This window comes from Acidobacteriota bacterium (genome assembly GCA_016716435.1).
In the GTDB taxonomy this organism is placed as follows: domain Bacteria; phylum Acidobacteriota; class Blastocatellia; order Pyrinomonadales; family Pyrinomonadaceae; genus OLB17.
The window spans coordinates 218,835-243,885 of record JADJWI010000001.1; the positions used below are offsets into that span (position 1 = coordinate 218,835).

The window sequence follows — 25,051 nt, forward strand, 5'->3', positions numbered from 1 at the left end:
ACTGGGTTAACAAAATATATGAAAGCTATTTGGAACGAGGCCGTATTGGCCGAAAGCAATGAAACGGTTGTGGTCGAGGGGAATCATTATTTCCCAGCAGACGCTATAAAAAGCGATCACTTCAAGCCAAGCGAGACGCATACCGTCTGCGGCTGGAAAGGCACGGCCAGCTACTATGACGTCGTCGTTGACGGCGAAGTGAACAAGGACGCCGCGTGGTATTACCCCGAGGCAAAGCCCGACGCGAAGAACATCGAAGGCCACGTCGCCTTCTGGAAGGGCGTAAAGATAACCGAATGAGTTTCTCGCTCGACACGCTCGAGTATTCCAGTTTGCTGGAGCTGATCAGCCGCAATGCCCAAACTCCGATGGGCATCGACCGGTTCGCCGAGTTGCGTCCAAAGACCGACCGCCGGGAGCTCGACCGCGATCTTAATGCCATCTCGGAAACGATCTTGCTCAATGAAGAAAAGCAGGTCACCTGGTCTTTCAGCGGGCTCGAAGACCCGGCCGATGCGATCGCCATCTTGAAGATAACCAACGCGACCCTTGAGCCGAATCTCCTGCTTGAACTCGCACGCGTTTGCAGCCAGGCCCTCTTCGCTCGCTCGTCCGTCCAGCCCGAACGCGAGTTCGTCCCGGTGCTCTGGTCAATGGTCGAGCCGATCCCACCGACGCTCCTCGGTGTGCTCGAAAAGATCACCAAGAAGCTTCTGCCCGGTGGTGAACTCGATGACTCCGCCTCGCCCGAACTCGCAAGGCTCCGACGCGAGATAAACAGCCAGCGTTCTCGCCTGACCAAGTCGCTCGAATCCGTAATACGAAGCTCCGGCGATGCCATCCAGGACGAGATAGTGACGATGCGGAACGACCGGTTCGTCATTCCCGTCAAGTCAGATTTCCGCGGAAAGGTGAGCGGCGTTGCCCACGGCTTCTCGTCGAGCGGAGCTACCGTTTTTGTCGAACCGCTCGAAGCCATCGAGGCCAACAACGAACTGCAGAACCTCAAGGGCAAAGAGGAGCGAGAGATCGCCCGCATTCTCTTCGACATGACCGAATCGCTGCGGGAGAATCTGCCGGCGATCGAGACTGCCGTCAATGCCGTTGCCGAGCTCGATTTTGTAAAGGCAAAGGTCGAGTTCGCACGCGTTTACAAAGCGGTCGTCCCCGCAATTTCCGATGATGGCACGCTCGAACTCACCGAAGCCCGGCATCCGCTTCTTGAAGAGAATCTACGGCGTGAGTCGGAACCCGCTGCGTCAGCGGCGGGCCAGTTCGGTGACAAAAAAAACTGGCCGCCCACTAACGTAGGCGGTTCTGACATCGTCCCTTCAAGCTTCACTTTAACGAGCGACCGTTCCGTGATGATCATCTCCGGTGCCAATGCCGGTGGCAAGACGGTCGTGCTTAAGACCGCCGGGCTGCTTTCGCTAATGGCGATCTCCGGCCTGCCCGTGCCTGCGAAGCAAGCCCGAGTTCCATTTTATCGCTCCGTGCTGGCAGACATCGGCGACCATCAGTCGCTCTCGGCGAACCTCTCGACGTTCTCTTCGCATATGTCGAATATCGCCTCGATGATCGGTGAATGCAGGCCGCCTTCCTTGGTCTTGCTTGATGAAGCAGGGACCGGCACCGACCCCGAAGAAGGCTCGGCACTCGGCGTTGCCATCGTCGATCACTTCCGCCAGAAGGGTGCTCAGGTGATGGCCTCGACGCATTATCGCGGGCTTAAGATCTATGCCGCTAATGACCCGAGCGTCATCAACGCCTCGGTCGAGTTCGATGAAAAGACACTGCAGCCGACCTATAAGCTGCTGATAGGACTCGCCGGTGCTTCGTCGGGGATTGAGATCGCACGGCGTTTCGGCATTCGGCAGGATGTGATAGATGCCGCCAGAGCGAACCTCGATGTCTCCGCCCAGGACGCCGAGAACTACCTGCTCAAGCTCCAGACCGAGACCCGGCAGGCCGAGGACCTTCGCATCGCCCTCGAAGAAGAGCGAGAGGCGACCGCGATGAAATACGCCGGACTTGAGATCGAAGCCTCAAAGAAGGAGAAGGCTCGACAAAAGGAGTTCGAACGCTCGCTCGCCGAGACCATCGACAACTTCGACCGCCAGTCGAAAGCCTTCATCGCATCTACAGAGGACAAAGCCCTCAAGAACAAGCTCGAAAAGGAACGCTCCGCCCGCAAAGCCGAGCTCAACCGGGCAGTCATTGCAAAGGTCGGCCTCACTAAGTCAGAACCGGGCGGAAACCGACCTGTAGCCAAGGGTCTCTGATTGGCCTTACGAAGGAGTTCCCGGCGGAAAACGGGTGCGAGTCTCTCGGTCGGTTCTCGCGTCCTAACCTCCTTCGGCACCGTCGGTACTATCGAAAAGCTCGATAAAGACACCGCCGAGGTGCTCGTCGGCAGCATCCGCATGCGTGAAAAGCTCACCAATCTTCAGGGAGTAAGGTCAGAACCCGGAGCGATAGCGACCGGGTCCCGCAGCACTTCGGCGGACAGGTCGTTCAGCAAACCCATCGACGCTCCCGACGCCGCCGCCGAGCTCAACCTCATCGGCCAGACCACCGCCGAGGCCGAATACGAACTCGACCGCTTCATCGACGAAGCCTACATCGGCTCGCTCCCCCGCGTCCGCATCATCCACGGCTTCGGCACCGGTGCCCTCAAAAACTACGTCCACCACTTCCTCAAGAATCACGAACTAGTCGAACGCTTCACCTTCGCCCCCCCAGATCAAGGCGGCCACGGAGCCACCATCGCCGAGTTGAAGATATGATTTACCGAACCACTCTTTTCATTTTGATTTTCACGCTTGCGGGGTTAGCTCAGGAACCGCCGAAAGCGATTTTGGTTGACGAGTTTGATCCGCGGGATGGTTGCGAAACGCTATTATCGCGGTTGGATGCGCTTCTGGTTGATGTGTCAAACGACGTAGGTTCGAAAGCTTTCGTTGTAATACAACAGGGGTCGAATGCGTTCGACAATCTTGTGGTTTACACGATGGCGAAAAACCATGCACGCTTTCACAAGTTTCCGGCAGAACAGTATTCGGTCATTCTCACCCAAGGCGGCCCCGACATTAAGGTTGAACTTTGGATGGGGAGAGGTGGAGCAACTCCGCCATTTGCCGCTGCTGAACTTGCCCTTACCCTTCCTGAACCCACGTCGCGAAGCAAACTGTCGGAAGACACTGTCGAACTAGTCACGATCGATGGCCGAGAAACATTTATACCAACCGGTAACCCCTCGTGTCTATATTGGTTTAATCCGAGGCCTATCCACGAGCTTCTAAAAGCTAATGATGGTTTCGAAGCGGAGCTAGTTATCAAGGCGGCATCGCGGAGCAGATATCGAAAACTCGTTCGCATCCTGACATCCGAGTTTCGCGAAATGCGGATGCCGATTGAACGAATAAGGTACACCTACGGAGGAAGCGACAAGGAAATTGAGGGCAGCGGGGTGAAGCTTGCGTCGATCGCGACATACTTTGTTCAACGACCTCGTAAGTAGTGTAGTAACAGCAATGGTGTGTTGCTACCAATACTGCATTGTGGATCCGGTTGAGTCTATTTGGGCGGCCACGGTGCCACCATTGCCGAGATCAAGCTCTAGCCGCCCTCTAACGGCCGGCTTTGAGCAAATTGTTGACAGCTCCGATCAAAGGCTTACGGCTTAAAGCTAATGGCTTAAAGCTTGAAAAAGCACATCCGCAAAAACCGCCCACCGCTAACCGCCCGCGGCCGCCCTTAAATTGCCACTAGCTTTAGCTAGTGGACAGGTATTGAACATCGCACCGGCTTTAGCCGAACCGGATCGCCGATCATTGGGCTAAAGCCCGGAGCATTTTTTGGACCTTTTCCACTAGCTGAAGCTACTGGCAATTGATAGAAGCGACGGAGCGATCTCCGGAAAGGATCCGGCTTTGCCGATGGGCACTGCGGAAAGGCTTGCCTTTCCGTCTGGCATTCTTTCTTCCACAGGGCTCTGCCCTCCGATGAGCGGAAAGCCTTGCCTTTCCGTAGGGCTACCAAAGTGAACGAGGCTACGCCTCCGGCCGAATTCTTCCCCAAAGGCGAAGACGTGACCCGGACGCCCTAAGCTGCGGAGCAGCGGCATATCTGTAGCCCCACGCGGAGCAAGGAAGTAACTCAAACGTCCCAAGCTGCGGAGCAGCGGCATATTTGTAGCCCCATGTGAAGCGAAGACGTGAATCAAACGTCCTAAGCTGCGGAGCAGCGGCATATTTGTAGCCCCACGTGGAGCGAAGACGCCACTCAAACGTACTAAGCTGCGGAGCAGCGGCATATTTGTAGCCCCACGCGGAGCAAGGACGTAACTCAAACGTCCCAAGCTGCGGAGCAGCGGCATATCTGTAGCCCCACGTGGAGCGAAGCGGAACGTGGGGTTGCCCACCACACCCACCAAAGCCCGTGAAACGGGCGTCATAGCCGCTCGCCGCCCTTGAGCCGCACAAACGCCCCGCCGATCGCGCGTCCATCCGCCCGAACAACCCGCCCTGAGATCGAGAAATCACGGATTTTGAAAACATCGTTCCGTGCAGTAATATAACGCCGAAACTCCTATGAACACTCTCTATTACGGCGACAATCTGAGCGTCTCACAAAAAGATCTACGAAGGACAAAGATCAAAAGTCTCTTTCGCGGAGACGGTGTCAAACCAAGACAAGGTGAAGACGCAGCCTCCAGTCGCGCTCATTGTGAGCGTTAAATCAGTCATCGGCAAAAGCCTTCGATTTGCCAAAACCGTGCAGTTTATACTGATGTCTAGTGTATTTTCGACGGAGTTCGCATTAATCAATATTACCCCCTTATGGATGAATCCAACACGACTAAATCGCAGACGCCTCGGGTAGCAATCAGCAGCCTCACGTTCAGTGACGACACCGTTGTTGAAATCTCACCTAATGATGTCGTACTTGTTGTCGGGCCAAATAACGCTGGGAAGAGTGCCGCGCTTCGCGCAATAAGAGAAAAGTTACAAAACGTTGCTCACCAGAGCCCAGTCTTACAGAGTCTGAACATTAAACGAACGGGCAGCGCGGATGAACTCATCGATTGGCTCGTAGGTTGGACTGTCCGGCGAATTGAGTCGCCACCTGATAACCCAGTTTACCAAGCGCTTGGGCATGCGCTTCACGTACGCGACGCCCACAGCGAGTGGCAGCGTGCAGGCAATATGCTGGGCGGATTGGCACGTTGGTTTTGCCATTTACTGACTGCCGATGAACGGCTTCAAATCTCCATTCCACCCGGAAACATCGCGCTCGCGCGCGACAATCCAAGCCATCCGATCCACTTCTTGCTACGAGACGACAAGCTTGAGTCCCGATTGAGTTCGAAGTTTCGAAAGGCTTTTGGCGTTGATCTTGTTGTTCATCGTAATGCCGGGAGTCAAGTTCCCTTGCATGTTGGCGAGCGACCAACGCCAGCTGCCGGTGAAGACCGGGTCAGCATTAGTTACATTGAACGGTTGGAAGAGCTTCCAACGCTGCATACTCAATGTGATGGTATGCGCAGCTTCGCGGGCGTCCTATTGGCAACTTCAGTCGGACGCGAAAGCATCGTGTTGATAGACGAACCTGAAGCATTTTTACATCCGCCGCAGGCTCGTTTGTTGGGCACTACACTCGTTCAAGACCGGAACAAGGATCGGCAGCTATTTATTGCAACGCATAGTACCGACATTCTACGGGGCGTTCTCGACACCGAGAGCCCTGATGTACGCGTGATCCGGATTCGGCGAACCGGATCCACAAACACGGTCCGCTTGTTGAGCAACGAGAGGATCAAAGAGCTCTGGGGTGATCCGCTGCTTCGGTACTCCAACATTCTTGATGGCCTTTTTCATGAGGGTGTTGTGGTGTGTGAGGCTGATGCTGACTGCCGATTTTATTCAGCGATTCTCGACGCAACCATGGTAGGGAACGCTGACGACGCAAAACGTCCCGATTTGATGTTCACGCATTGTGGAGGAAAAGCTCGCCTTCCGGTCGTGATTCGGGCTCTTCGCGAAGTCGATGTGCCGGTACGAGCCGTCGCCGACTTCGACGTTCTATCTGAGAAAGAACCTTTAAAGACGATCGTCGAGGCTCTCGGCATTGAGTGGGCGGGAATACGGTCCGATTGGCTCCTAGTAAAAAGCGCAGTGGATGGCAAGAAGCCAGATCTAAGCACAGATGAAGTGAAAAAGGAGATTGAAGAGCTTCTCTCAGCTGTTACTTCGACCACATTTCCTCCGAGTACTAAAGCCGATATTCAAAAGGTCCTGAGACGCACATCCGCTTGGGCTAATGCGAAACTCGTTGGAAAAGCATTCGTCCCGTCGGGCGATCCCTCAATGGCGTGTGAACGGCTTTTGTCTAACCTACGGACTGGTGGCCTCCACGTCGTTGAGGTCGGCGAGCTTGAAGGTTACGTTCGAACCGTGGGCGGACACGGACCGAGGTGGGTAAACGCGGTTCTTACACGCGATCTTGCAACGGACCCAGAGCTTGAGGACGCGCGAAAGTTTGTCCACGGACTTGCTGCCCTATGAAATCTTATTTTGTCCCGGTCTTGCCAGTTCCAAAGGTGATTGAGAAGGTTTGCCTTTCGAAGCGGCTTATTTTTTGGACTGAAGCTGCGTTCCCGAATCGTTGATTGGCTTATCCCAAAGACTGTCTTTACTGCTCACCGCTCACCGTTTGCCCCTTCCACATCATCCATATCATCCATTTCTCCCGTATCTCACGGATCGGTATTCCATCGGTTCGAGAGGCGGGGGAGAATGGCGGGATGAGAGATGAATATAACCCGATTCACGACGACGATGATTTCGACGAAGAGGCGGAGGCCCGGGAGCGGTATCCGTTTCTTTATGATGATGCCGAGGGCGAGGCGGATGAGCCGGCAATGCACGCGTATGAGGCCGAAACCACAGAGACCACAGAGACCACAGAAACTATAGAAACTTCTGAGGGCGATGACCCGGAGGAAACCGAAGAGCCGGACGAATTTGCCGGCCAGCCGGACTATCATTTGCTGCCGCATTTGCCCGAAGAGGTTCTTCCGCGGATGCGGTATCGTCGTTATGACAGCATTTTCACCGCCAGCCCGGCCTATCTTTATTTCACAAACCCAAAGTTCAACGACCGCCGGCCGCGGCTGCTCGGCAGGTTTTGGGCCGAGGGCGAGGTCGCCGTTCTATTTTCCGACACCGGCGCCGGCAAGAGCATTTTGGCGACACAGATCGCCCAATCGATCGCTTCGGGCGTGGCCATCGGCGGCTTTGAGCTCGACGTTCCGCGGCAGCGTGTCATCTATTTCGACCTCGAGCTGACCCGCGAGCAGTTTGACCGCCGCTACTCGAACGACGACCCGCAGGCCCCGGCCAAGTTTCCGTTCCATCGCAATTTTATCCGCAGCCAGCCGCGGGCCTATGAGCAACTGCCCGAGGATTTCGGCAGCGAAACCGAGTTCATCACCGATTCGCTGGTCCGGCTCATCCGCTTTACAGAGGCCTCGGTCGTCATCATCGACAACATCACCTGGCTCAACAATTCGTCGCAGACCGGCAACGCCGCCCCGCGGATAATGAAGGCGATCGCCCGCCTCCGGCGTGAGTACGGCCTCTCGGTCCTCGTCCTTGCCCATACGCCAAAGCGTTACGCCGCCTGGCCGTTCACGCTCAACGACCTGCAGGGCTCGAAGATGATCGCCAACTTTGCCGACAGCGTCTTTGCCCTCGGCCGTTCGCGGCTCGGCCCGGACGTCCGCTACCTGAAGTGCCTCAAGCAGCGAAATAGCTTCGACGAAACCGAGGACCGCGTCGCAACACTCCGTATCAAAAAGGACACCTGCTGGCTCGGGATGGAGTTCGAAGGCCTCACGGACGAACGCGACCACATCGGCTGGATGACCTCGCCGAAAGAGCCGGAAAAGATGATGCTGATCGAGAAGTGCATCGAGTTGAGCAAGCTTGGCCTTTCCCAGCGGGAGGTCTCTCGACGGCTCGGCGTCGCCCTTTCAACTGTGAACAGATACCTGAAGGTTACTGCCGAATAAAATGCACCGAAAAATTCCAATGTTCCAAGCGTTCCAGTTGTCCCATTTGTCCCATTTGTCCCACTTGTCCCAGTTGTCCCATTTGTTTTCGCGAACGCGCGATGCCGAAATAAAAACAGAACATGCGGGCCGGATACCGTTGGGCGAAATTGAATTCGTGGGCAAGCTATGCCACAAATGTATGCTAAGAATGGCGGAACATAATATGACCAGATTGATAGAATGCGTGCCCAATTTCAGCGAGGGCCGCGACATGGCGGTGATCCGTCAGATCACCGGTGAGATAGAGCGGATCGACGGCGTAATGCTGCTCGACGTTGACCCCGGTGCGACAACCAACCGCACGGTCGTGACCTTTGTCGGCACGCCTGACGAGGTTGTCGAGGCGGCCTTTCAGGCGGTCCGGAAAGCACAGGAACTGATCGACATGCGTCGGCACAAGGGCGATCACCCGCGGTTCGGTGCGACCGATGTTTGCCCGCTGGTTCCGGTCTCCGGCATATCGATGGAAGAGACGGCGGAATACGCAAGGAAGCTCGGCGAACGCATCGGAAAGGAACTCGGCATCCCGGTCTATCTTTACGAGAACGCCGCCGCGAGCGAGATTCGCCGCAACCTCGCCAATTGCCGCGAGGGCGAATACGAAGGGCTGAAGGACCGCATCACAACGGCAGAATGGCGGCCGGACTTCGGCCCGGCGGAGTTTAAGGAGAGCGTTGCCCGCTCGGGAGCGACGGCGGTCGGGGCGAGAGATTTTCTGATCGCTGTCAACTTCAACCTGAACACAACCTCGACCCGCCGGGCGAACGCCATCGCCTTCGACGTCCGCGAAAAAGGCCGCCCGAAACGCGAAGGCCACCCGATAACCGGCAAGCCGATCCTGGACGAACGCGGCGAGCCGGTGATGATCCCCGGAACGCTCAATGGCACTAAGGCGATCGGCTGGTACATCGAAGAATACGGCATCGCACAGGTCTCGATGAACATCACGAACCTTTCCGAGACGCCGCTCCACGTCGCCTTTGACGAGGTGAGCAGCAAGGCCGCCGCACGAGGAATCCGCGTTACCGGGCTCGAGATAGTCGGGCTCGTGCCGAAAGCGGCGATCATCGAAGCCGGCAAGCATTACCTGACCAAGCAGAGCCGTTCGCACGGCATCGCCGAAAGCGAGATCGTCAAGATCGCCATCCGGTCGATGGGGCTCGACGACCTCAAACCCTGGAACCCGCAGGAGAAGATCATCGAATACGTGCTCGCGGCGGAGAGCACCGGCAAGCGGCTCGTCGATATGACCTGCCGCGCGTTTGCCGAAGAGACGGCGTCCGAATCACCCGCACCCGGCGGCGGCTCGATCTCGGCTTACATGGGAGCACTCGGGGCCGCACTCGCCGCGATGGTCGCGAATCTCTCCTCGCACAAGGCCGGCTGGGACGAACGCTGGGAAGAGTTTTCAGACTGGGCAGTCAAGGCTCAGGAGATAAAGGAAGACCTCCTGCGGCTCGTCGATGAGGACACCGAATCGTTCAACCGCGTGATGGCCGCGTTCGGCCTGCCAAAGGGAACCGAAGAAGAAAAAGCGGCTCGCTCCGAGGCGATACAAGAGGCTACTCGCTACGCGACCGAGGTTCCGTTCCGGACGATGGAGCGGGCGTTCGATTCGTTTGAGGTGATCAGGGCGATGGCCGAGCACGGCAATCCGAACTCGGTTACGGACGCGGGAGTCGGAGCACTCTGTGCCCGCTCGGCGGTGATCGGGGCGTTTCTCAACGTAAAGATCAATGCAGCGGGTTTGAAAGACAAGGACTTTGCCGCGGAAATGCTCGCCCGCGGGGCCGAGATCGAACGCAAAGCGATCGAACAGGAAGCCACAATTATGGAGATAGTGAACGGAAAGATCAGCCAATAAGATGACCACAGAACGCGACATCCTGAACCTGGCAAACGCCATCCGAGAGGCCGGCGGCCGGGCGATGCTTGTCGGCGGATGCGTCCGCGACGAGCTGATGGGCATTGCACCAAAAGATTGGGACCTCGAAGTGTATGGCATCGAGCCGGACAAACTGCGTGAATTGCTCGACGACTTCGGCGACGTGAAAGTCGTCGGCGAGGCGTTTGCGGTCTATAAGCTTGGCAATGATCTCGACGTTTCCTTGCCGCGGCGTGAACGCAAAACGGGCCGCGGGCATCGGGGCTTCGTTGTCGACGGCGCCCCCGATATGTCGTTCGAAGATGCCTGCTCACGGCGTGATTTCACCGTCAATGCGATCCTCAAAGATCCACTGACCGGCGAGATCGTTGATCCTTTTGACGGGCGTGGCGACATCAATCGCGGCCTTTTGCGGATGGTATCAAAAGACACATTCGGAGAGGACAGCTTGCGTGTGCTTCGGGCAGCCCAGTTTGCGGCGAGGTTCGATTTTGAGCTCGAAGCCGAGACGGCGGAGATCTGTCGGTCGATCGATGTTACCGATCTGCCCCGCGAACGCATCTGGGGCGAGCTCGAAAAGCTTCTCCTGCATGCAAGTCGACCCTCGATCGGTTTGAAATGGCTATACGATCTTGGTGTTGTTCGGCAGATCTTCCCCGAGCTCGATTCACTCGTCGGCGTTCCGCAAGAACCTGATTGGCACCCTGAAGGCGACGTCGATGTGCACACTATGATGGTCGTTGACGAGGCGAGAATGTTGATCGACGATCTGCCGTACGAAAGGAAAGTGACGGTCATGTTAGGAGCCTTATGTCACGACCTCGGCAAGCCTCCAACGACGGTTTTCGTTGACGGTCGTACGCGGTCACGCGGGCATGATGAAGCGGGCGTTGAACCGACGATCTCCTTTTTGGATCGGCTCGGCGTATTTACGCTCAATGGATATGACGTTCGCGATCAGGTGATTCAACTCGTCCGTTATCACCTAAAGCCCGGTGAGTGGTTCAAGGCAAAAGAGCCCGTCGGCGATGGAGCGTTTCGCAGGCTTGCAAGGAAGGTCGAGCCCGACCTGTTGTACCGAGTCGCAAAGGCCGACAGCCTTGGCCGCTATCCGGATGGTGACCGTAGCAAGATGATCTTCGGCTCCGAAGCACAGGAGTGGTTCATCGAACGCGTTCGCTCGCTTGCGGTCGAAAAAAAGGCACCAGACCCGATATTGCTCGGCCGGCACCTGATCGATCTGGGCTTGACGCCGTCGCCCGATTTCAGTCGCATACTGGATGCAGTCTACGAAATGCAGCTCGACGGGAAGGTCAGCGATCTTTCCGAGGCCGTCGAGCAAGCTAAAGTGCTGATCGATCAACAGATGTGAATGCCGATTGACCTATTGCAATGCCCCGGATGAAGCGTGAAACGCCTGTACAAAAGGCAGCCGCGTTCGACTGCCTTTGTTTCTTTATAATTAGGTTACTAAGCCTTGCCTTCAAGGAACGCCTTCAAGCGACGTGATCGTGAGGGATGCCTGAGCTTTCTCAACGCCTTAGCCTCGATCTGACGGATGCGTTCGCGGGTTACGGCGAAGTGCTGGCCGACCTCTTCGAGCGTGTGTTCTGACCCGGTTGAGCCAAGCCCAAAACGCATCTTGATGACCTTCTCCTCGCGTGGAGTAAGGGTCGCTAGAACTTCATCCGTGATCTCGCGAAGGTTCGAAAATGTGACCGATTCCGCCGGATTGAGGATCGAGCGGTCCTCGATGAAATCGCCGAGGTGCGAATCCTCTTCCTCGCCGATCGGCGTTTCGAGAGATATCGGCTCTTGTGCGATCTTGAGTACCTTTCGGACCTTCGATACTGGGATGTCCATCCGCTTTGCGATCTCTTCGCTCGAAGGTTCGCGACCGAGTTCCTGCACAAGCAACCGCGAAGTGCGGATCAGCTTATTGATCGTCTCGATCATGTGCACGGGGATTCGGATGGTGCGGGCCTGATCGGCAATGGCACGCGTGATCGCTTGCCGGATCCACCATGTCGCGTAGGTCGAGAACTTGTAGCCACGACGCCACTCGAACTTATCGACCGCCTTCATCAAGCCGATGTTGCCTTCCTGGATCAGGTCTAGAAACTGAAGGCCACGGTTCGTATATTTCTTGGCGATGGAAACAACCAGACGAAGGTTCGCTTCGACGAGTTCGCGTTTTGCTTGGTTGGTTTCTGCCTCGCCTACAACGATCGTCTGCAGGGAACGCTTGATCTCGAGTGCCGGGATGCGATATCGCTCTTCGATCTCGCTGATCGCAGTCCTCTCCTCACGTATGGCTGCATTGATCTTCCGCTTTTCTGCCGGTGTGACCTTGCCGCGAGCGATCTTACGCTCATGCTTTTTGATAACGGACTCGTGTCCCTTTATCTTTTCTACGACCTGTTTGATCTCGAGGATCAGAAGCTGCGAAGCGTATTCGGTCAGGTTAATGGCCTTGATCTCTCCTGCCACCTCAAGCCGTAGCGAGGCGGTTTGCCTTCGGAGCCGAAGGAGTTTCTTACCGGGTTTCGGTTTGCCCTTCTGAGCTTCTTCTTCTTTTGCAAGAGCTACATAAGACTTGATCGTCGCCGCATATGTCTTCTTGATCCGCTCGATGCCTTCGAGCGTCCAGCGAAGATACTCTTCAGCTTTGTCCTCTTCGACCGAGATCTCAGCTTGTTCGGCAAAGATCACCGATTCGCGGATGCTGTGTACACCGGTTTCGAGTTCGGTCCCGAGTTGAATAAGCCTTTCGACCGCGATCGGCGAACGCGTGATAGATTTTTGGGTCTTTATTTGTCCGCGTTCGATCCGCTTTGCAATGGCAACCTCGCCCTCACGGGTTAGCAGCGGAACGATACCCATCTCGCGTAGGTAAAGCCTTACCGGATCGTTGGATTTATCAAGAACACCAGCGGAGAGATCAAGGTCGAGGTCGTCCTCGTCATCTGTATCCTCTTCTTCGTCTAGAGCCAGATTCTGTGCTTTTTCAAGCAACTTGGCGTCGCTTTCTGCAACCGAAATATTCGCTCCTTCGAGGCGTTCGAGAACGTCCTCGAGGTCCTCTGCGGACATCATATTGTCAGGCATTTCGCGATGCAGCTCGTCGAGGCTAAGGAACTTCTTTCGCTTACCGATGGCCACCAGGCGGTCCATCAGGTCTTCTTTCTCGTTGTAATCGGCCATAAGTCAAAACGATTTGGATTAAACGGGGCACCAAACCGTTGTCATCAATTTAAGTCTGCAAATCTTTTCCGAACGCTAAAAACTCAGCGGCATTGCCACAAGAACTAAACCATCTATGTTATCAGATTTCCTTGATTTTACTAAGAAGCTCCTGGCGTATACGTGCGAGTTCGAGCTGTTCGCCAACGAGTGAGTTTAAGAGTGCTACGTCGGTTGAGTTCTCAGCGGCGATCAGTTCCTGGGCGATCGAGCCTAATCTGTTGTCGATGGCGAGTTTGCGCAAGGTGCAAATGCAGTTCTCAGCCGAGCGGAGCAGGTCGTCGATGACCTCGCCGGGCTGCCTTTTAGGCTCTACCAACTGGAGCATTCCCGTGATGTCGTGGAGCATCTCGTCGTCGGCAAAGAGCCCGTGCAGCTCGTCGGGCGTTGGCAGTTTGCCGTTTGCCATGCGGCTTATCAATGCCTGAAAGATCGGTCCGGTGACGAGGTCGGAGTGGTCGGTCACCTCAAGGCTCGAAAGAACGATCTCGCAAAGCTCGTGGTCGTGGACGATCATCTCAAGCAATTGCTGTTCGGCGATGGTGATCCGCGAATGATGCAGCCTTCGGACCTGCTTTCCGATCGAGACCGCGTCGACAGCCGCCGACCGGACCGAACGCCAGAGGTCGCGTTTGATCGTTTCATCATCGATGCGATAGAAGTTCATCGCCTGATCGAACGACTCACGTTTCTGGATCGGGTTCTTGATCGCACCTATCGCGGGCATGGCTTCGGCGATCGCGTCGGCTTTGTCTCGCGGGTTCGCGAGCTTTCGGTCGCGAAGCGAGGCATCGAGCGTAAAGGCGAGGAACGTCTTTGCCTTGCCGCGTGCTTCGTTATAGGCCTCGGGACCGTTCGAACGGATGAAGTCGTCCGGGTCCTGGCCGTCCGGCAGCACAAGAACCTTGATATCGAAATCTTGCGGGAGTAGCTCCTCGATCGCCCGACGAGCGGCCTTTATGCCCGCCGAATCGCCGTCGTAGTTGATGACGATGCGTTTGGTAAAGCGAGAAAGCAGCTTTGATTGCTCGGGTGTGAACGCCGTCCCGAGGCTTGCGGCTACGTTCGAGACGCCGAATTGGTAAAGGGCGATCAGGTCGAGATAGCCCTCAACCAAGATGGCGAATTTCTTTTGCCGAATGGCATCTTTCGACTGGAAGAGCCCGTAAAGATGCTGGCCTTTCACATAAGCCGGCGTCTCCGGCGAATTGAGATACTTCGGTTCGTCTTTGCCCATTGCCCGGGCACCGAACGCGACGGGGTTGCCGTTGACGTCCAGAACGGGGAACATTATCCGCCCGCGGAAACGGTCGAACACCCTTTCTTTCTCTTCATTTACGGAGACAAGCCCGCTTTGCTCGATAAGCTTTTCGTCGGCACCTTTCGCTTTTAGATGACCGAGCAATGCATCCCACGAATCGGGCGAAAAGCCGATGCGAAACTGCCGCTGGACCTCCTCCGAGATGCCGCGTCCTTCCAGATATTCGCGTGCCGCCTTCGCCTTTTTGTCCTTTGATTGTAGCTCGCCTTCCCAGAATTCGAGAGCGATCCGGTTCAGCTCAATGACCTGTTCCGAGAGCTGTTTCTTCTCTTCCTTTCGCTTTTTGCTCTGCTGATACTGGCCGTCGTCGATAGGTTCCGGCAGCGGCACGCCGTTCATTTCCGCAACGCGTTGGACGGCCTCGGGGAAGTTCAGGCCCTCCATTTCCATCAGGAAAGTGAACGCATTCCCGCCCTTCCCACAGCCGAAGCATTTATAGAAACCCTTCGCCGGATTGACCGAGAACGAAGGCGTCTTCTCCTGATGAAACGGACAGCAAGCCATCCAGTTCGCCCCCTTCTTCTTAAGCGGAGCATACGGCTCGATCAACCGCACCAGATCAGCACGGTCCTTCAGGTCATCAATGAAATACTGGTCGTAAAGCAAGCCAGAATTATACCATTCAACTCTAATCAAACAGGAAAAGGTGTCTGAAGGTGTTTGAATGTTTCGGTGTTTAGGCTCCTGCGGCCTGCTGCTCGATCTGCGTAGTGCAGAACGCGAAAGCCTTGCGTTGGTGGCTCATTTGTGGGCGGCTTAGCCGGGTACATTTATTGTAGCGTCCGGAAAAGTAAACTTTTCCGCAAATAGAATGGCAGAGCCGCGAGACGGTCGCCGAAGGTGACGAAGATAATAGCCCGGGGTGAAACCCCGGGGATGTGTTGTTTATCGGAGTCGCTCCCTGAAGGGGAGCAAAATCTCCGGTTGTTTGTTCGACCCCTTCAGGGTCGGCGGTCGGTTGCGTTGCGTTCCCAGGGTTGCGGGCTTCGCTCTTACCCTGGGCTATTACATTCGTCCCTTTCAGGGACGCTGAGCCCAACGCTGTCTTCGCACCAATGTTTCGTCGGTTTGGGTTAGTATATTAGCGAACGCTGATCCGGATCACCGGAGGCCAATTTATGCGTCCAAGTTGGAAAAGGAGAACATTTGGCTTGATCTACGGCTTCATCGCCGTGCGGATGATCATCGACCTCGTTTTGGCCGCGATCATCAGCACTCAAACGGGGAGCTGGATCACCGGCGGTGGGATGTGGCTGATGTGTTGGGCTTTTTATTTGCTGCTATTCCTCGGCTTACGCAGCGGCACATTTCATGGAACATACGGCCGCAAGGTTTACTATTGGCGTGAACCGACGGCGTGGTGGGTCGTTTTTGGCTTCATAGTTTTGTTCCACCTTGCCGTGACCGTTTTGTTTGCGTGGAACGTTATCGACTGGCCTGCACTTTCCGAGTACATCGAACGATGAGCTAGGCCCGAAGGTGAATCACGATGACCGACGCAAATATCACTCATCCGGCACCGCTGAATCTTCAATATTATCAGCGAAAAGAGGGCCGTTGGCGGGGCGGGTTCCGTTTTGCGATAACCGACGCCGAGGCTCTCGCGGCGAGCGGGCTCGGCCGGCTCGACAGGTGGTCGCTTCGAATGACGGATCTTCTATCCCGATCCGGCAGGGCCGTTCTTTGGACTACGGTCGATGCCACGACGCGTCGGGAGCAAAACGAAGTTCTCCATACGACACGGCTTTCGATATTCGGGATAACGCTGCTGCGGAGCGACGAGACGATGTGCCTCGACGCGGATGGCCGAAATCTGGTCATGAAAGGACGGCAGTTTGCGTTTCCGTGGTTGGCGAAGCCTGTTGAATGGATAGCTCCGGGAGCGATCGCCGAAGACCATGACGGTGCCGTTTATCACATACCCTTTTACGGCACGACGATCAAGCAGGAAATGCGGATGACGCCCGAAGGCCTTGAAATGACCCAAACCTCGCCCTTCTCCAAAGCCGTTGTCACACTGCAGCGGCAAGGGCCACTCGCCTAAGCTTGAAAGCCTCGCCGCGGTCCCGGTAGAGGCGGTCTCCGCGGGACGAACAGCGGCAGCTTCAAGCTAGCTGACGAGTCTCGACCGCAGATACTCCGCCAGCGCATCTACATTTACGCGTTCCTGGTTCCAGGTGTCGCGGTCGCGGACGGTTACGGCGCCATCTTCGAGCGATTCGTGGTCGACGGTGACACAGAACGGCGTGCCGATCTCATCCTGGCGGGCGTAGAGCTTGCCGATGCCGCCGGTGTCGTCATAGACGGCACGCATTGAGGGCTGCAGGTCTTTCTTGATGCGGCGGGCCATCTCGACGATCTCGGGCTTGTTCTTCGCGAGCGGCAGGACGGCGACCTTGATCGGCGCCATCTCGGGCTTGAGTTTCAGGATGACGCGGGTCTCGCCCTTATCGTTCGTGCGTTCGGAGTAGGCGTCCATCATCACGGCCAGGAGCGTGCGGTTGACGCCGGTCGAGGGCTCGATGATGTACGGGTAAAAACGCTCGTTGGTCGCCGTATCGAAATACGAAAGGTCCTCGGTCGATTCCGGGTTGATCCGCTTCCCTTCCGCATCCTCCGGCTTTTTCGAGTGCACGCGAAGGTCGTAGTCCGTCCGGTTGGCGATGCCCATCAGCTCGTCCCACTGCTTCGCTTCGTCCTCGCGTTCGGGGAAAAAGCGATAGAGGATATCGACCGTCCGTTCGGAGTAGTGGGCAAGCTCGTGCTTTTCCTGTTCGTAGTGTTTGAGGTTCTCGGGCGAGATGCCGACCGACCACAGCCACTCGTCAAATCCATCGATCCATTCCTGATGCGCCGTCGCCGCTTCCTCGGGCCGGACAAAATATTCGATCTCCATCTGCTCGAATTCGCGCGTGCGGAAGATGAAATTTCCGGGCGTCACCTCGTTGCGAAACGCCTTGCCGATCTGGGCGATGCCGAAGGGCAGCTTTCGCCGCGAGGTATCGAGCACATTCTTGAAATTGATGAAAATGCCCTGTGCCGTCTCGGGGCGGAGATATGCGAGCGAAGTTGGGTCGTCGTCCGCCGATGCGGCACCGACGGTCGTCCGAAACATCAGATTGAAATCCTTCGGGTCGGTCAGGTTGGTCGAACCGCAGCTCGAGCAGACGAATTTACCTTCATCGTTCTGGTCAAGCTTATCCTGCCGCAGGCGGGATTTGCACTCGCGGCAATCGACGAGCGGATCGGAAAAGGTCGTCTCGTGGCCGGAGTATTTCCAGACGCTGCGGTTGAGGATGATCGAGGAATCGAGCCCCTCGATGTCGTCGCGTTCATAAACCGCCCAGTTCCACCAGCTTCGCTTGATGTTGTTCGCCAGTTCCACGCCGAGCGGGCCGTAGTCCCAAGACGATCCAAGCCCGCCGTAGATCTCAGATGCGGGATAAACAAAGCCGCGGCGTTTGGCAAGCGATACGATGGTCTCGATATTTGGTGCAGACATAATAAACTCGGGGAAAAAGTTAAACTGTGATTTTACAATAGTTTCGCCGGAAAGGGCGAAGGCGGCCATCTGCTTCTTCGGTGGGCGGCGGCGGTAAATTGTTGCGGATTCGGGCCGCGGTGGGTTTACAATGGGGCAATGAAGATCTTGCCGGCCTTTGCTTTTGCTCTCGTGCTATTCGTTGGCGGCTCTGCCCAACCCGCGTGGCAGGCGGGGCTCGATGGCCGAATCGCGTTCTATCAGATGACGGACTTCGGGATCGTACTCGCCGGGACGGAACGGAGCCTTTACGCCATCGACGGCGAGACGGGCCAGCGGCTTTGGCGACGCGACACGGGGAAGATAAATGAGACCGCGATCACACCGGTACCCGACACCGACATTCTGCTCTTTACCCGCGACCTCGGCAGCCGTTCGCGGCTCTCGGCGGTCGATCTTATCTCGGGCGGGCGGCTCTGGGAAAGTGAAAAGGTGCGGGGCGATGTCCTGCAGCTTGCCGCCGACCCGGAGCTTGATCTGCTGGCCGTGGTCGTCGTCCGCGATACAAGCGGCCGGCTCGGCAGCGAGATGAAACGGACGCCGGTCATCCATATGCTGCGGCTTTCGGATGGCGAACAGCTTTGGCGACGCGAACTCGACAGCGATGTTGAGATGATGCCCGCGACCTTTGGCGAAGAAGGCGGCGAGGTGGCGTATACACTCGACAACTACCGTCCGCCGCTTCTGCTTGATGGCCGTCTGCTTGTCTTCTATGAGGGACTGACGAGCTACGACGCCCGCACCGGCGACGAAAAGGAACGCGAGCGGTTCAAGGTGAACGAGGGCGGGCTTGCCCTTACTGAAGCCGACCCAATATTCAACGATTCGCACATCTTCGTCTCGGGCCGCGGACGCATACGTGCCGTTGGCCGCTCTACCGGCAAGGAAGAATGGAAGGCGGACGACCTCGGCACGGCGGCGGAGATGGCATTGCTCGGCGACGTGCTCTACGTCCGGACGGGCGGGCAGTTCACCCGCCTAAAGGACGGCGAGACCGAGACGAAGGGGCCATTCGGGGTTTCGGCGATCGACACGCAGACGGGCAAGGTCATGTGGCGGTACAAGGGTGCTGATAAAGGAATCACCAATTTCACGTTTGCCGATGAGGAAACGATAGTGGTCGCCGACCGCGACGACCTGATCTACATCGACGCCCGAACGGGCAAGTCCAAGGAAAAGTTCGAACACAAGGTGCGGGGTGCCCAGTTCGTCCTGCTCAATGAGCGGCGTGAGGTCGTGGTCGGCGGCCGCGACACGCTGGCGGCCTTCCGCGGCAAACAGGAAAGCTGGCGTGTGCGGCACAAGGCACCGGACCGCGGTGTGCTGCGGATCGTGACGGGCATCGCTTTGAGGGCCGTTGCTTTGTATTTCCGCTATGGCGGGCTGGCGAGTACGGCGTTCAACATCGCCCGCACCGGCGGAAATGTCGTCGGCATTGTCCGCTCGCTCCGGTGGTCCGGGCTCAGGCAGAGATTTGGCTCGCTCGATCTGACCACGCTCGCAAGCAACTCGGCCCGTGATTTTCTTACGCGAAGGATCTATACCTATGGATCTATCGCTGAGTTTCCGCGGCTCGCAAACAGGATCGAGGGCCTTACGGTCGTGCGGCCTTCGAGCCTCGTTCGCCGAGCCGCCGGACGTGCTTTGCCATCGGGCAGCGACGTGCGGGAAAGCATTCTCGACCGGCTCGACCCGGTTAGTCAGGCCGAGCGGCTATCAGAGCACCTGCTAAGGCGGGAGCGTTTGGCAGAGCTTCGCGGCCGGCATATGTATTTCTTCACCGATCTGCCGCGGCCTGCGGACCGCCGCGGCCTGGTCGGCGTTAATATCCACACCGGCCGCGACGAGCGCCGGATCATGGTCTCGGACCCCGACCCGCAGTTCTTCACAGATGAATCGCTCGGCCTGCTCTACACGGCCGACGGTGATAAACTCAAGGCGTTCAGCATCACCCAATAGCGGCTGGCCGGCGAAGGCCGGACCAAGGTGACCTCATTTCCGCGCCGCAATTTACATAAGATGCCGCTCAAAACTATGGACCCGCCAAGCGGAACAGAAAAGCAGACCGGATTGACCCGGGCCGAGGCTGAAGTACGGCTCGGGAAGTTCGGGCGAAACACGCTGCCCGAAAAACGCCCGACTCCTGCTTGGGTCCGTTTTGTGCGGCAATTTAAAAGCCCCCTGATCTACATCCTCCTTTTCGCACTTATCATCGACATACTTATTTGGGGCATAGAAGGTGCCGACGGAATACCGATCGAATCTGTAGCTATCGGCCTGATCTTGCTCTTGAATTCCGGGCTGGGAATTTACCAGGAAAACAAGGCCGAAGCTGCACTTGACCGGCTCAAACTTCTTGCCGCTCCGCTTGTTTGGGTTGTGCGCGACGGAAGGATCTCCCATATTCCGGCCTCAGAGCTGGTTCCGGGCGATGTAGTGCGGATCGAAGCGGGCGAACGCGTGCCAGCGGACGGAGACCTTTTGGAATCGCAAGGTGTTTCGGTCGATGAATCGATCTTGACGGGCGAGTCCGTACCGGTCGAGAAGGGCGAAGGCGGCGAGCTATTCAGCGGAACACTTCTTGTGCGCGGTAAATGCTACGCCGCAGTAACAAATACGGGCGAAAAGAGTTCGATGGGGCGGCTTGCCGTAATGATCGGGGAGATCGGCGCGGGCAAAACACCGCTTGAAAGGCGTCTCGACGTTTTCGGACGGCAGGTTGCCTACGCGATCGGCGGTCTGGCGGTAATTCTGATCCTAACCGGCCTCTACATCGAAGGGACGGAAAGGCTCGGCCAGGTTCTTTTGTTCGCGGTCGCTCTGGCGGTTGCCGCAGTACCCGAAGGCCTGCCGGCGGTCTTAACGCTAACGCTATCGCTCGGGGTCGAACGGATGGCAAAGCGAAAGGCAGTGATCCGCCGCCTGAGCGCGGTTGAGGCTCTTGGCTCGGTGACCGTGATCGCAACGGACAAGACCGGTACGCTGACCGAAAACAGAATGTACGTCAAGGATCTGGACAGTCCGAAAACCAGGAGCGCTCTCCTTGCGATGGTTCTTGCCAACGATGCCGACCTCGAGTCCGGAGCGGGCGACCCGCTCGAGATCGCCCTGCTGGAATACGCTCGAACACAAGGCATCGACCCCGCCGCCGAGAACAGAGCTCGGCCGCGGAAGTCAGTGCTTCCGTTCGACAGCAAGCACAAGTACATGCGTGTCACCGTCGAAGAAGCCGGCCGCCAGGTCAGCTATCTCAAGGGTGCTCCCGAGGTGATCATCGAGCGGTCCAAAATGACCGCCGAAGAGCGAACAAATTGGGAAGAGAAAGCTGCAGGTTACGCCGCGGACGGGTTCCGTGTTATCGCGCTTGGCTGGCGTGACGGCGAGAGTGACGACGAACTGCATTTTGGGGGGCTTGTCTTGTTGTGGGATCCGCCGCGGCCCGAAGTCCCCGAAGCGATCAGAAAGGCACAAGATGCGGGGATTCGGGTTGTGATGATCACCGGCGACCACCCGGCAACCGCCTTTGCGGTCGCGAACGCGGTCGGCATCCCGCCGAGCCGTGTCCTGACCGGATTCGACGTTGATAACCTTGGTGCCGATGAACTGCATGAGGCGGTAAAGCACTGCAACATCTTTGCCCGCGTTTCGCCCGAGCATAAGCTATTGCTGGTCGAGGCTCTGCAGGCCGGGGGCGAGATCGTTGCTGTCACCGGTGACGGCGTCAATGACGCTCCCGCTCTAAAACGTTCAGACGTTGGCGTGGCGATGGGCGAACGCGGCAGCGACGTCTCCCGCGAGGTCGCCGACCTCGTTTTACTGGACGACAACATTGCGACCATCGTGGCCGCCATTGAGGAAGGACGCGGGATCTACGAGAACATTCAGAAGTTCATCCGCTTCTTTTTTTCTACCGACCTTGCACTGATACTGCTGGTCGTCGGCGGTTCTGTCGGATCGTTCATCCTCGGCCTCAAGGACGCAAGCGGCGGATTGCTTCTGCCATTAACAGCTGTGCAGCTTTTGTGGATCAATGTGATCGCGGACGGCCCGCCGGCCATCGCCCTTGGCCTCGACAAAAACTCCGGCATGATGGACGTTCCCCCGAGAGATCCTAGCTCGCCTCTGCTCGACCGGGCTTCGCTCCTTTTCGTTGCACTTTCCGGAACGATAAAAGCGGCGGTAGGGATAGGCTTGCTTATTTCTCTGCCGCTGTTGGGTTATGGGGTCGCGGCCGTACGGACGGCGGTGTTCATTTTCGAATCGATCATACAGATCGTTTTCGCGTACCCGTCGCGGCATATTTCTGTACTGCCGCAGCTAAACCCGACACTTCATATAACGGTCGCCGCCGGGATCGTGCTGCAGATCGCAACGCTGTATGTGCCCTTCCTGCGTGATATGCTCGGCCTTGCACCGCTTGATGCCCAAATTCTCCTGATCACTTTGGCGTCCGCCCTCGGAGTGTGGCTTGTGGCCGAGACCTACAGCTGGTATGCCCTGAGGATCGGAAACAACCGGCATGCCGCTGCTGCAGGCCGGTAACGCCTCGCGGGTGGCTACGGATCGCCGGGCCTGCTCGAAACTCGCCGATGGCGACACGCTCGGGGCTTACCGGATCGTGCAATAGCTCGTGCAAAGCGGTTGCTCGAGGCCGTGGAGAAGCGTTTATTTGCAATTGACCCAGATCGAGGTTATCGTTTCAGCCAACAGCAGATAGGTCTTTGCTTGGCTTCGGACCACGGCTCTTATGAAAAGCAGAAATAGCTCAAACAAGTTCGGTCTCGTTCTGGCTGCCGCTTTGGTGGCCGCAACTTCCCTCGCCTGCGCATCGCTCCGCGAGCTGACGGGGCCTTCGGTGCCGGAGGGCCAGCGAAGATTAGCGGAACGAATCCCGGCCGGCTTTGAAAACGCCGTCGAAGACTTTGATGCGGGTAAGCCATCGGCGTTTCGGATCATTATGCTCGAGCCGGGCAAGATCTTGCTTCATGACCCCGATTCGCAACCAATCGACATTGCCACGCTTGGCTCAAGGGCGCAGGAAGCGATGAGCACGAGGACGCCGGATGAACGGGTCGTTTATATCGCCGCTGCGGCAGATATTCCGACGAGCGAAATCGCGGCGGTCATCGACGAACTTCGGCGGCAAAAGATCGAAACGGTCAAGCTGCTTACAAGCGCACGCGACCCCGAGGCGAAAGAGGGCGGATTGTTTTCCGAGCCGGTGGCTGCTCCAAACCGGGTCTTCGAAGTGCAAATTATAAGCAAACGCGAGCGAGATATCGACGCCAAACCGAATCCGCTAACGCTTTTCATCCGGACGGGAGATGACGGAAGGCCGGTGATAAACAATGAGCCGAAAGCCGACCTCCGAGAGTTGACCGTATTACTGGACGAAATCTTCAGGGAACGCGAACAAAACGGAGTGCTGCGAGAGAATACGAACGAAGTTGAAAAGGCGGTTCTCGTAAAGCTCACCCCCGATGAAGCCAACGAGAATATGGCAATTTTGTGAAGTTGGTGGACGCTGTAAAAGGAGCAGGGCAAGTCCCATCACACTCGGGGAGGAGGATCAGTTTCCAATTTTTCGTGAACTTGATCGTCTTTGAAGACCAATTCCGGATCGGTCAAGGGCAAGGAACTTCCGGATGTTATTTCAGGCGGGGTTCTGAACGGCAAGGCCATCAGCCTCCCGAAGCCGCCGTATCCTCCGGCCACAAGAGCGGTCAGGGCGTCGGGGGCCGTCAATGTTGAGATCATGATCGATACTGAGGGCAACGTCATCGAGGCAAACGCGGTCAGCGGCCATCCGCTTCTTCGGCAGTCGGCCGTAACCGCGGCCCGGTCCGCAAAGTTCGCCCCAACAATGCTCGCTGGCAAACCGGTAAAGGTCAAAGGCATACTTGTTTTCAATTTCAACGCTCCGGAGTAGGATGGCGTTGCGGCATATCGGTGTGTCGTCGACCAAGATCAGATCACGCACATCAGTCCAAGATTTTGCTCTTGGCTCGAAGCGTGATTTGGTTTCCTGCTCAACCGTTCCGAATGTTGATGTCGAGAGGCGGGGTTTCGACAATGTGAAAAGTTGCAGATGCAAATGCCGCTTTGCCCTCGGATCGGGCGAATTCCTCGACGATACGCGTGAAAAGCAGGTCCTTTGTACGACGACGGAGTTTGTAATCCGTCACATAACGGACCGTATATTCCAACCAATTGTCGGTAGCCACGAGCGTGACCATTGGCTCAACGGCCGCGTCCTCAAGTAGAAACTGCTTTGAGAATTTGACCCAGGCTGCCTTTGCACCCGCCGCATAATCACCAACGAGTTCGTCCGCGACCATCTGAAGGGTCTGCCGTGTGTACTTCTCTTCGCTTCCGTATTTGACCGGAACCTTGATCTCATCCCACAGGAAAGGAAATTCTCCGGAGTAGTTATACACCGGGGCCTTGAATACAAAGCTGTTTGCGACCCTTACAACTCGACCGTTATAAAGATCGCCGTCAACCCATTCGCCGCATTCCATTATCGTTGTTCGCAGAAAGCTGATATCGATGACGTCGCCCTTAATTCCGCCAACCTCAACCCGGTCCCCGGGGCTGTAAAAATGGGCGAACGAGATCGCAAACCACCCGGCAAAGCTCGAAATGACTTCCTGCAATGCAAATGCAATACCGGCGCCGGCAACGCCGAGGGCAACGGTCAGCCCTCCCAAGCGATCACTGAATACGATGCTAAGAATCAGGATCGCCGCCAGATACGTGAGAAAAGTAATGAATTTCCGAAGCTTATAGCGGGTATCGCTTGTCCGAACATATCGGGTTACAGATCGCTTTGCCAGGCGCGATATCCCGAACAATGCGATCAGTACTATTAACGCCGTTATGAACTTTCCGACCGCAGGGTCAAAGAGCCAGCTTTTGATCGTTTCTTCCATCGTTGATCACCCC

19 protein-coding genes are annotated in these 25,051 nt (G+C 56.8%); 14 read left to right on the forward strand and 5 right to left on the reverse strand.

Annotation, left to right across the window (positions count from 1 at the left end; genetic code table 11):
• The first annotated feature begins 18 nt into the window (after positions 1-18).
• The 4 genes from IPM21_01115 to IPM21_01130 are packed head-to-tail and all read left to right on the forward strand — an operon-like array spanning position 19 to position 3,520.
• On the forward strand, positions 19-300 hold the full coding sequence (locus tag IPM21_01115) for a DUF427 domain-containing protein (GenBank protein MBK9162515.1): 282 nt from the start codon (positions 19-21) through the stop codon (positions 298-300).
• A complete protein-coding gene (locus tag IPM21_01120; protein MBK9162516.1) occupies positions 297-2,282 on the forward strand; it encodes an endonuclease MutS2 in 1,986 nt (661 codons plus the stop codon). The genes IPM21_01115 and IPM21_01120 overlap by 4 nt, the downstream gene beginning before the upstream one ends.
• Entirely contained in the window at positions 2,283-2,786 is a 504-nt protein-coding gene (locus tag IPM21_01125) for a Smr/MutS family protein (protein MBK9162517.1), read from the forward strand.
• Positions 2,783-3,520, forward strand: coding sequence for a hypothetical protein (locus IPM21_01130; GenBank protein ID MBK9162518.1), 738 nt, complete (start codon positions 2,783-2,785; stop codon positions 3,518-3,520). Before IPM21_01125 ends, IPM21_01130 begins: the two co-directional genes overlap by 4 nt.
• Before the next feature lie 532 nt (positions 3,521-4,052).
• Here IPM21_01130 and IPM21_01135 read toward each other — a convergent pair.
• Positions 4,053-4,508 carry a hypothetical protein gene (locus IPM21_01135; protein MBK9162519.1) on the reverse strand — a complete coding sequence of 152 codons (456 nt, stop codon included), beginning with the start codon at positions 4,506-4,508 and terminating at the stop codon, positions 4,053-4,055.
• 333 nt (positions 4,509-4,841) lie between these two features.
• On the opposite strand from IPM21_01135, the gene IPM21_01140 reads away from it, so the two are divergent.
• The 4 genes from IPM21_01140 to IPM21_01155 all read left to right on the forward strand — a co-directional run bounded on the left by IPM21_01140 (position 4,842) and on the right by IPM21_01155 (position 11,373).
• A complete protein-coding gene (locus tag IPM21_01140) occupies positions 4,842-6,566 on the forward strand; it encodes an AAA family ATPase (GenBank protein ID MBK9162520.1) in 1,725 nt (574 codons plus the stop codon).
• A 239-nt stretch (positions 6,567-6,805) separates the two neighbouring features.
• Positions 6,806-8,074: an AAA family ATPase gene (locus tag IPM21_01145; GenBank protein MBK9162521.1), complete on the forward strand. Its 1,269-nt coding sequence runs from the start codon at positions 6,806-6,808 to the stop codon at positions 8,072-8,074.
• Positions 8,075-8,279: 205 nt separating this feature from the next.
• Positions 8,280-9,980 (forward strand): glutamate formimidoyltransferase, encoded by a 1,701-nt coding sequence (gene ftcD, locus IPM21_01150; protein ID MBK9162522.1) that lies wholly within the window; start codon positions 8,280-8,282, stop codon positions 9,978-9,980.
• Between the two features lies 1 nt (position 9,981).
• Positions 9,982-11,373, forward strand: coding sequence for an HD domain-containing protein (locus IPM21_01155; protein MBK9162523.1), 1,392 nt, complete (start codon positions 9,982-9,984; stop codon positions 11,371-11,373).
• A gap of 98 nt (positions 11,374-11,471) precedes the next feature.
• On the opposite strand, the gene rpoD is transcribed toward IPM21_01155, so the two are convergent.
• Both rpoD and IPM21_01165 read right to left on the reverse strand, forming a co-directional pair.
• Positions 11,472-13,205, reverse strand: coding sequence for an RNA polymerase sigma factor RpoD (gene rpoD / locus IPM21_01160; GenBank protein MBK9162524.1), 1,734 nt, complete (start codon positions 13,203-13,205; stop codon positions 11,472-11,474).
• A gap of 121 nt (positions 13,206-13,326) precedes the next feature.
• The gene (locus tag IPM21_01165) at positions 13,327-15,201 is read right to left on the reverse strand and encodes a DNA primase (protein MBK9162525.1); all 1,875 of its coding nucleotides are present in this window, start codon (positions 15,199-15,201) and stop codon (positions 13,327-13,329) included.
• A 515-nt stretch (positions 15,202-15,716) separates the two neighbouring features.
• On the opposite strand from IPM21_01165, the gene IPM21_01170 reads away from it, so the two are divergent.
• Together IPM21_01170 and IPM21_01175 are read left to right on the forward strand one after the other, a co-directional pair.
• Positions 15,717-16,031 (forward strand): hypothetical protein, encoded by a 315-nt coding sequence (locus tag IPM21_01170; protein ID MBK9162526.1) that lies wholly within the window; start codon positions 15,717-15,719, stop codon positions 16,029-16,031.
• Between the two features lie 23 nt (positions 16,032-16,054).
• Positions 16,055-16,609 carry a hypothetical protein gene (locus IPM21_01175; protein MBK9162527.1) on the forward strand — a complete coding sequence of 185 codons (555 nt, stop codon included), beginning with the start codon at positions 16,055-16,057 and terminating at the stop codon, positions 16,607-16,609.
• Positions 16,610-16,675: 66 nt separating this feature from the next.
• Here the strand turns inward: IPM21_01175 and IPM21_01180 are convergent, their stop codons facing one another.
• Complete coding sequence (locus tag IPM21_01180) at positions 16,676-18,067, reverse strand: glycine--tRNA ligase (GenBank protein MBK9162528.1); 1,392 nt, start codon at positions 18,065-18,067, stop codon at positions 16,676-16,678.
• 138 nt (positions 18,068-18,205) lie between these two features.
• Here IPM21_01180 and IPM21_01185 point away from each other — a divergent pair, with 138 nt between their 5' ends.
• From IPM21_01185 to IPM21_01200, 4 genes are all read left to right on the forward strand, one after another.
• Positions 18,206-20,065, forward strand: a complete 1,860-nt coding sequence (locus IPM21_01185) for a PQQ-binding-like beta-propeller repeat protein (protein ID MBK9162529.1) — start codon at positions 18,206-18,208, stop codon at positions 20,063-20,065.
• Between the two features lie 75 nt (positions 20,066-20,140).
• Positions 20,141-22,648 (forward strand): HAD-IC family P-type ATPase, encoded by a 2,508-nt coding sequence (locus tag IPM21_01190; protein MBK9162530.1) that lies wholly within the window; start codon positions 20,141-20,143, stop codon positions 22,646-22,648.
• Positions 22,649-22,853: 205 nt separating this feature from the next.
• Complete coding sequence (locus tag IPM21_01195) at positions 22,854-23,618, forward strand: hypothetical protein (protein MBK9162531.1); 765 nt, start codon at positions 22,854-22,856, stop codon at positions 23,616-23,618.
• Positions 23,619-23,708: 90 nt separating this feature from the next.
• Entirely contained in the window at positions 23,709-24,035 is a 327-nt protein-coding gene (locus tag IPM21_01200; protein MBK9162532.1) for an energy transducer TonB, read from the forward strand.
• A 100-nt stretch (positions 24,036-24,135) separates the two neighbouring features.
• Here the strand turns inward: IPM21_01200 and IPM21_01205 are convergent, their stop codons facing one another.
• Positions 24,136-25,038 (reverse strand): mechanosensitive ion channel family protein, encoded by a 903-nt coding sequence (locus IPM21_01205; protein MBK9162533.1) that lies wholly within the window; start codon positions 25,036-25,038, stop codon positions 24,136-24,138.
• Positions 25,039-25,051: the final 13 nt, after the last annotated feature.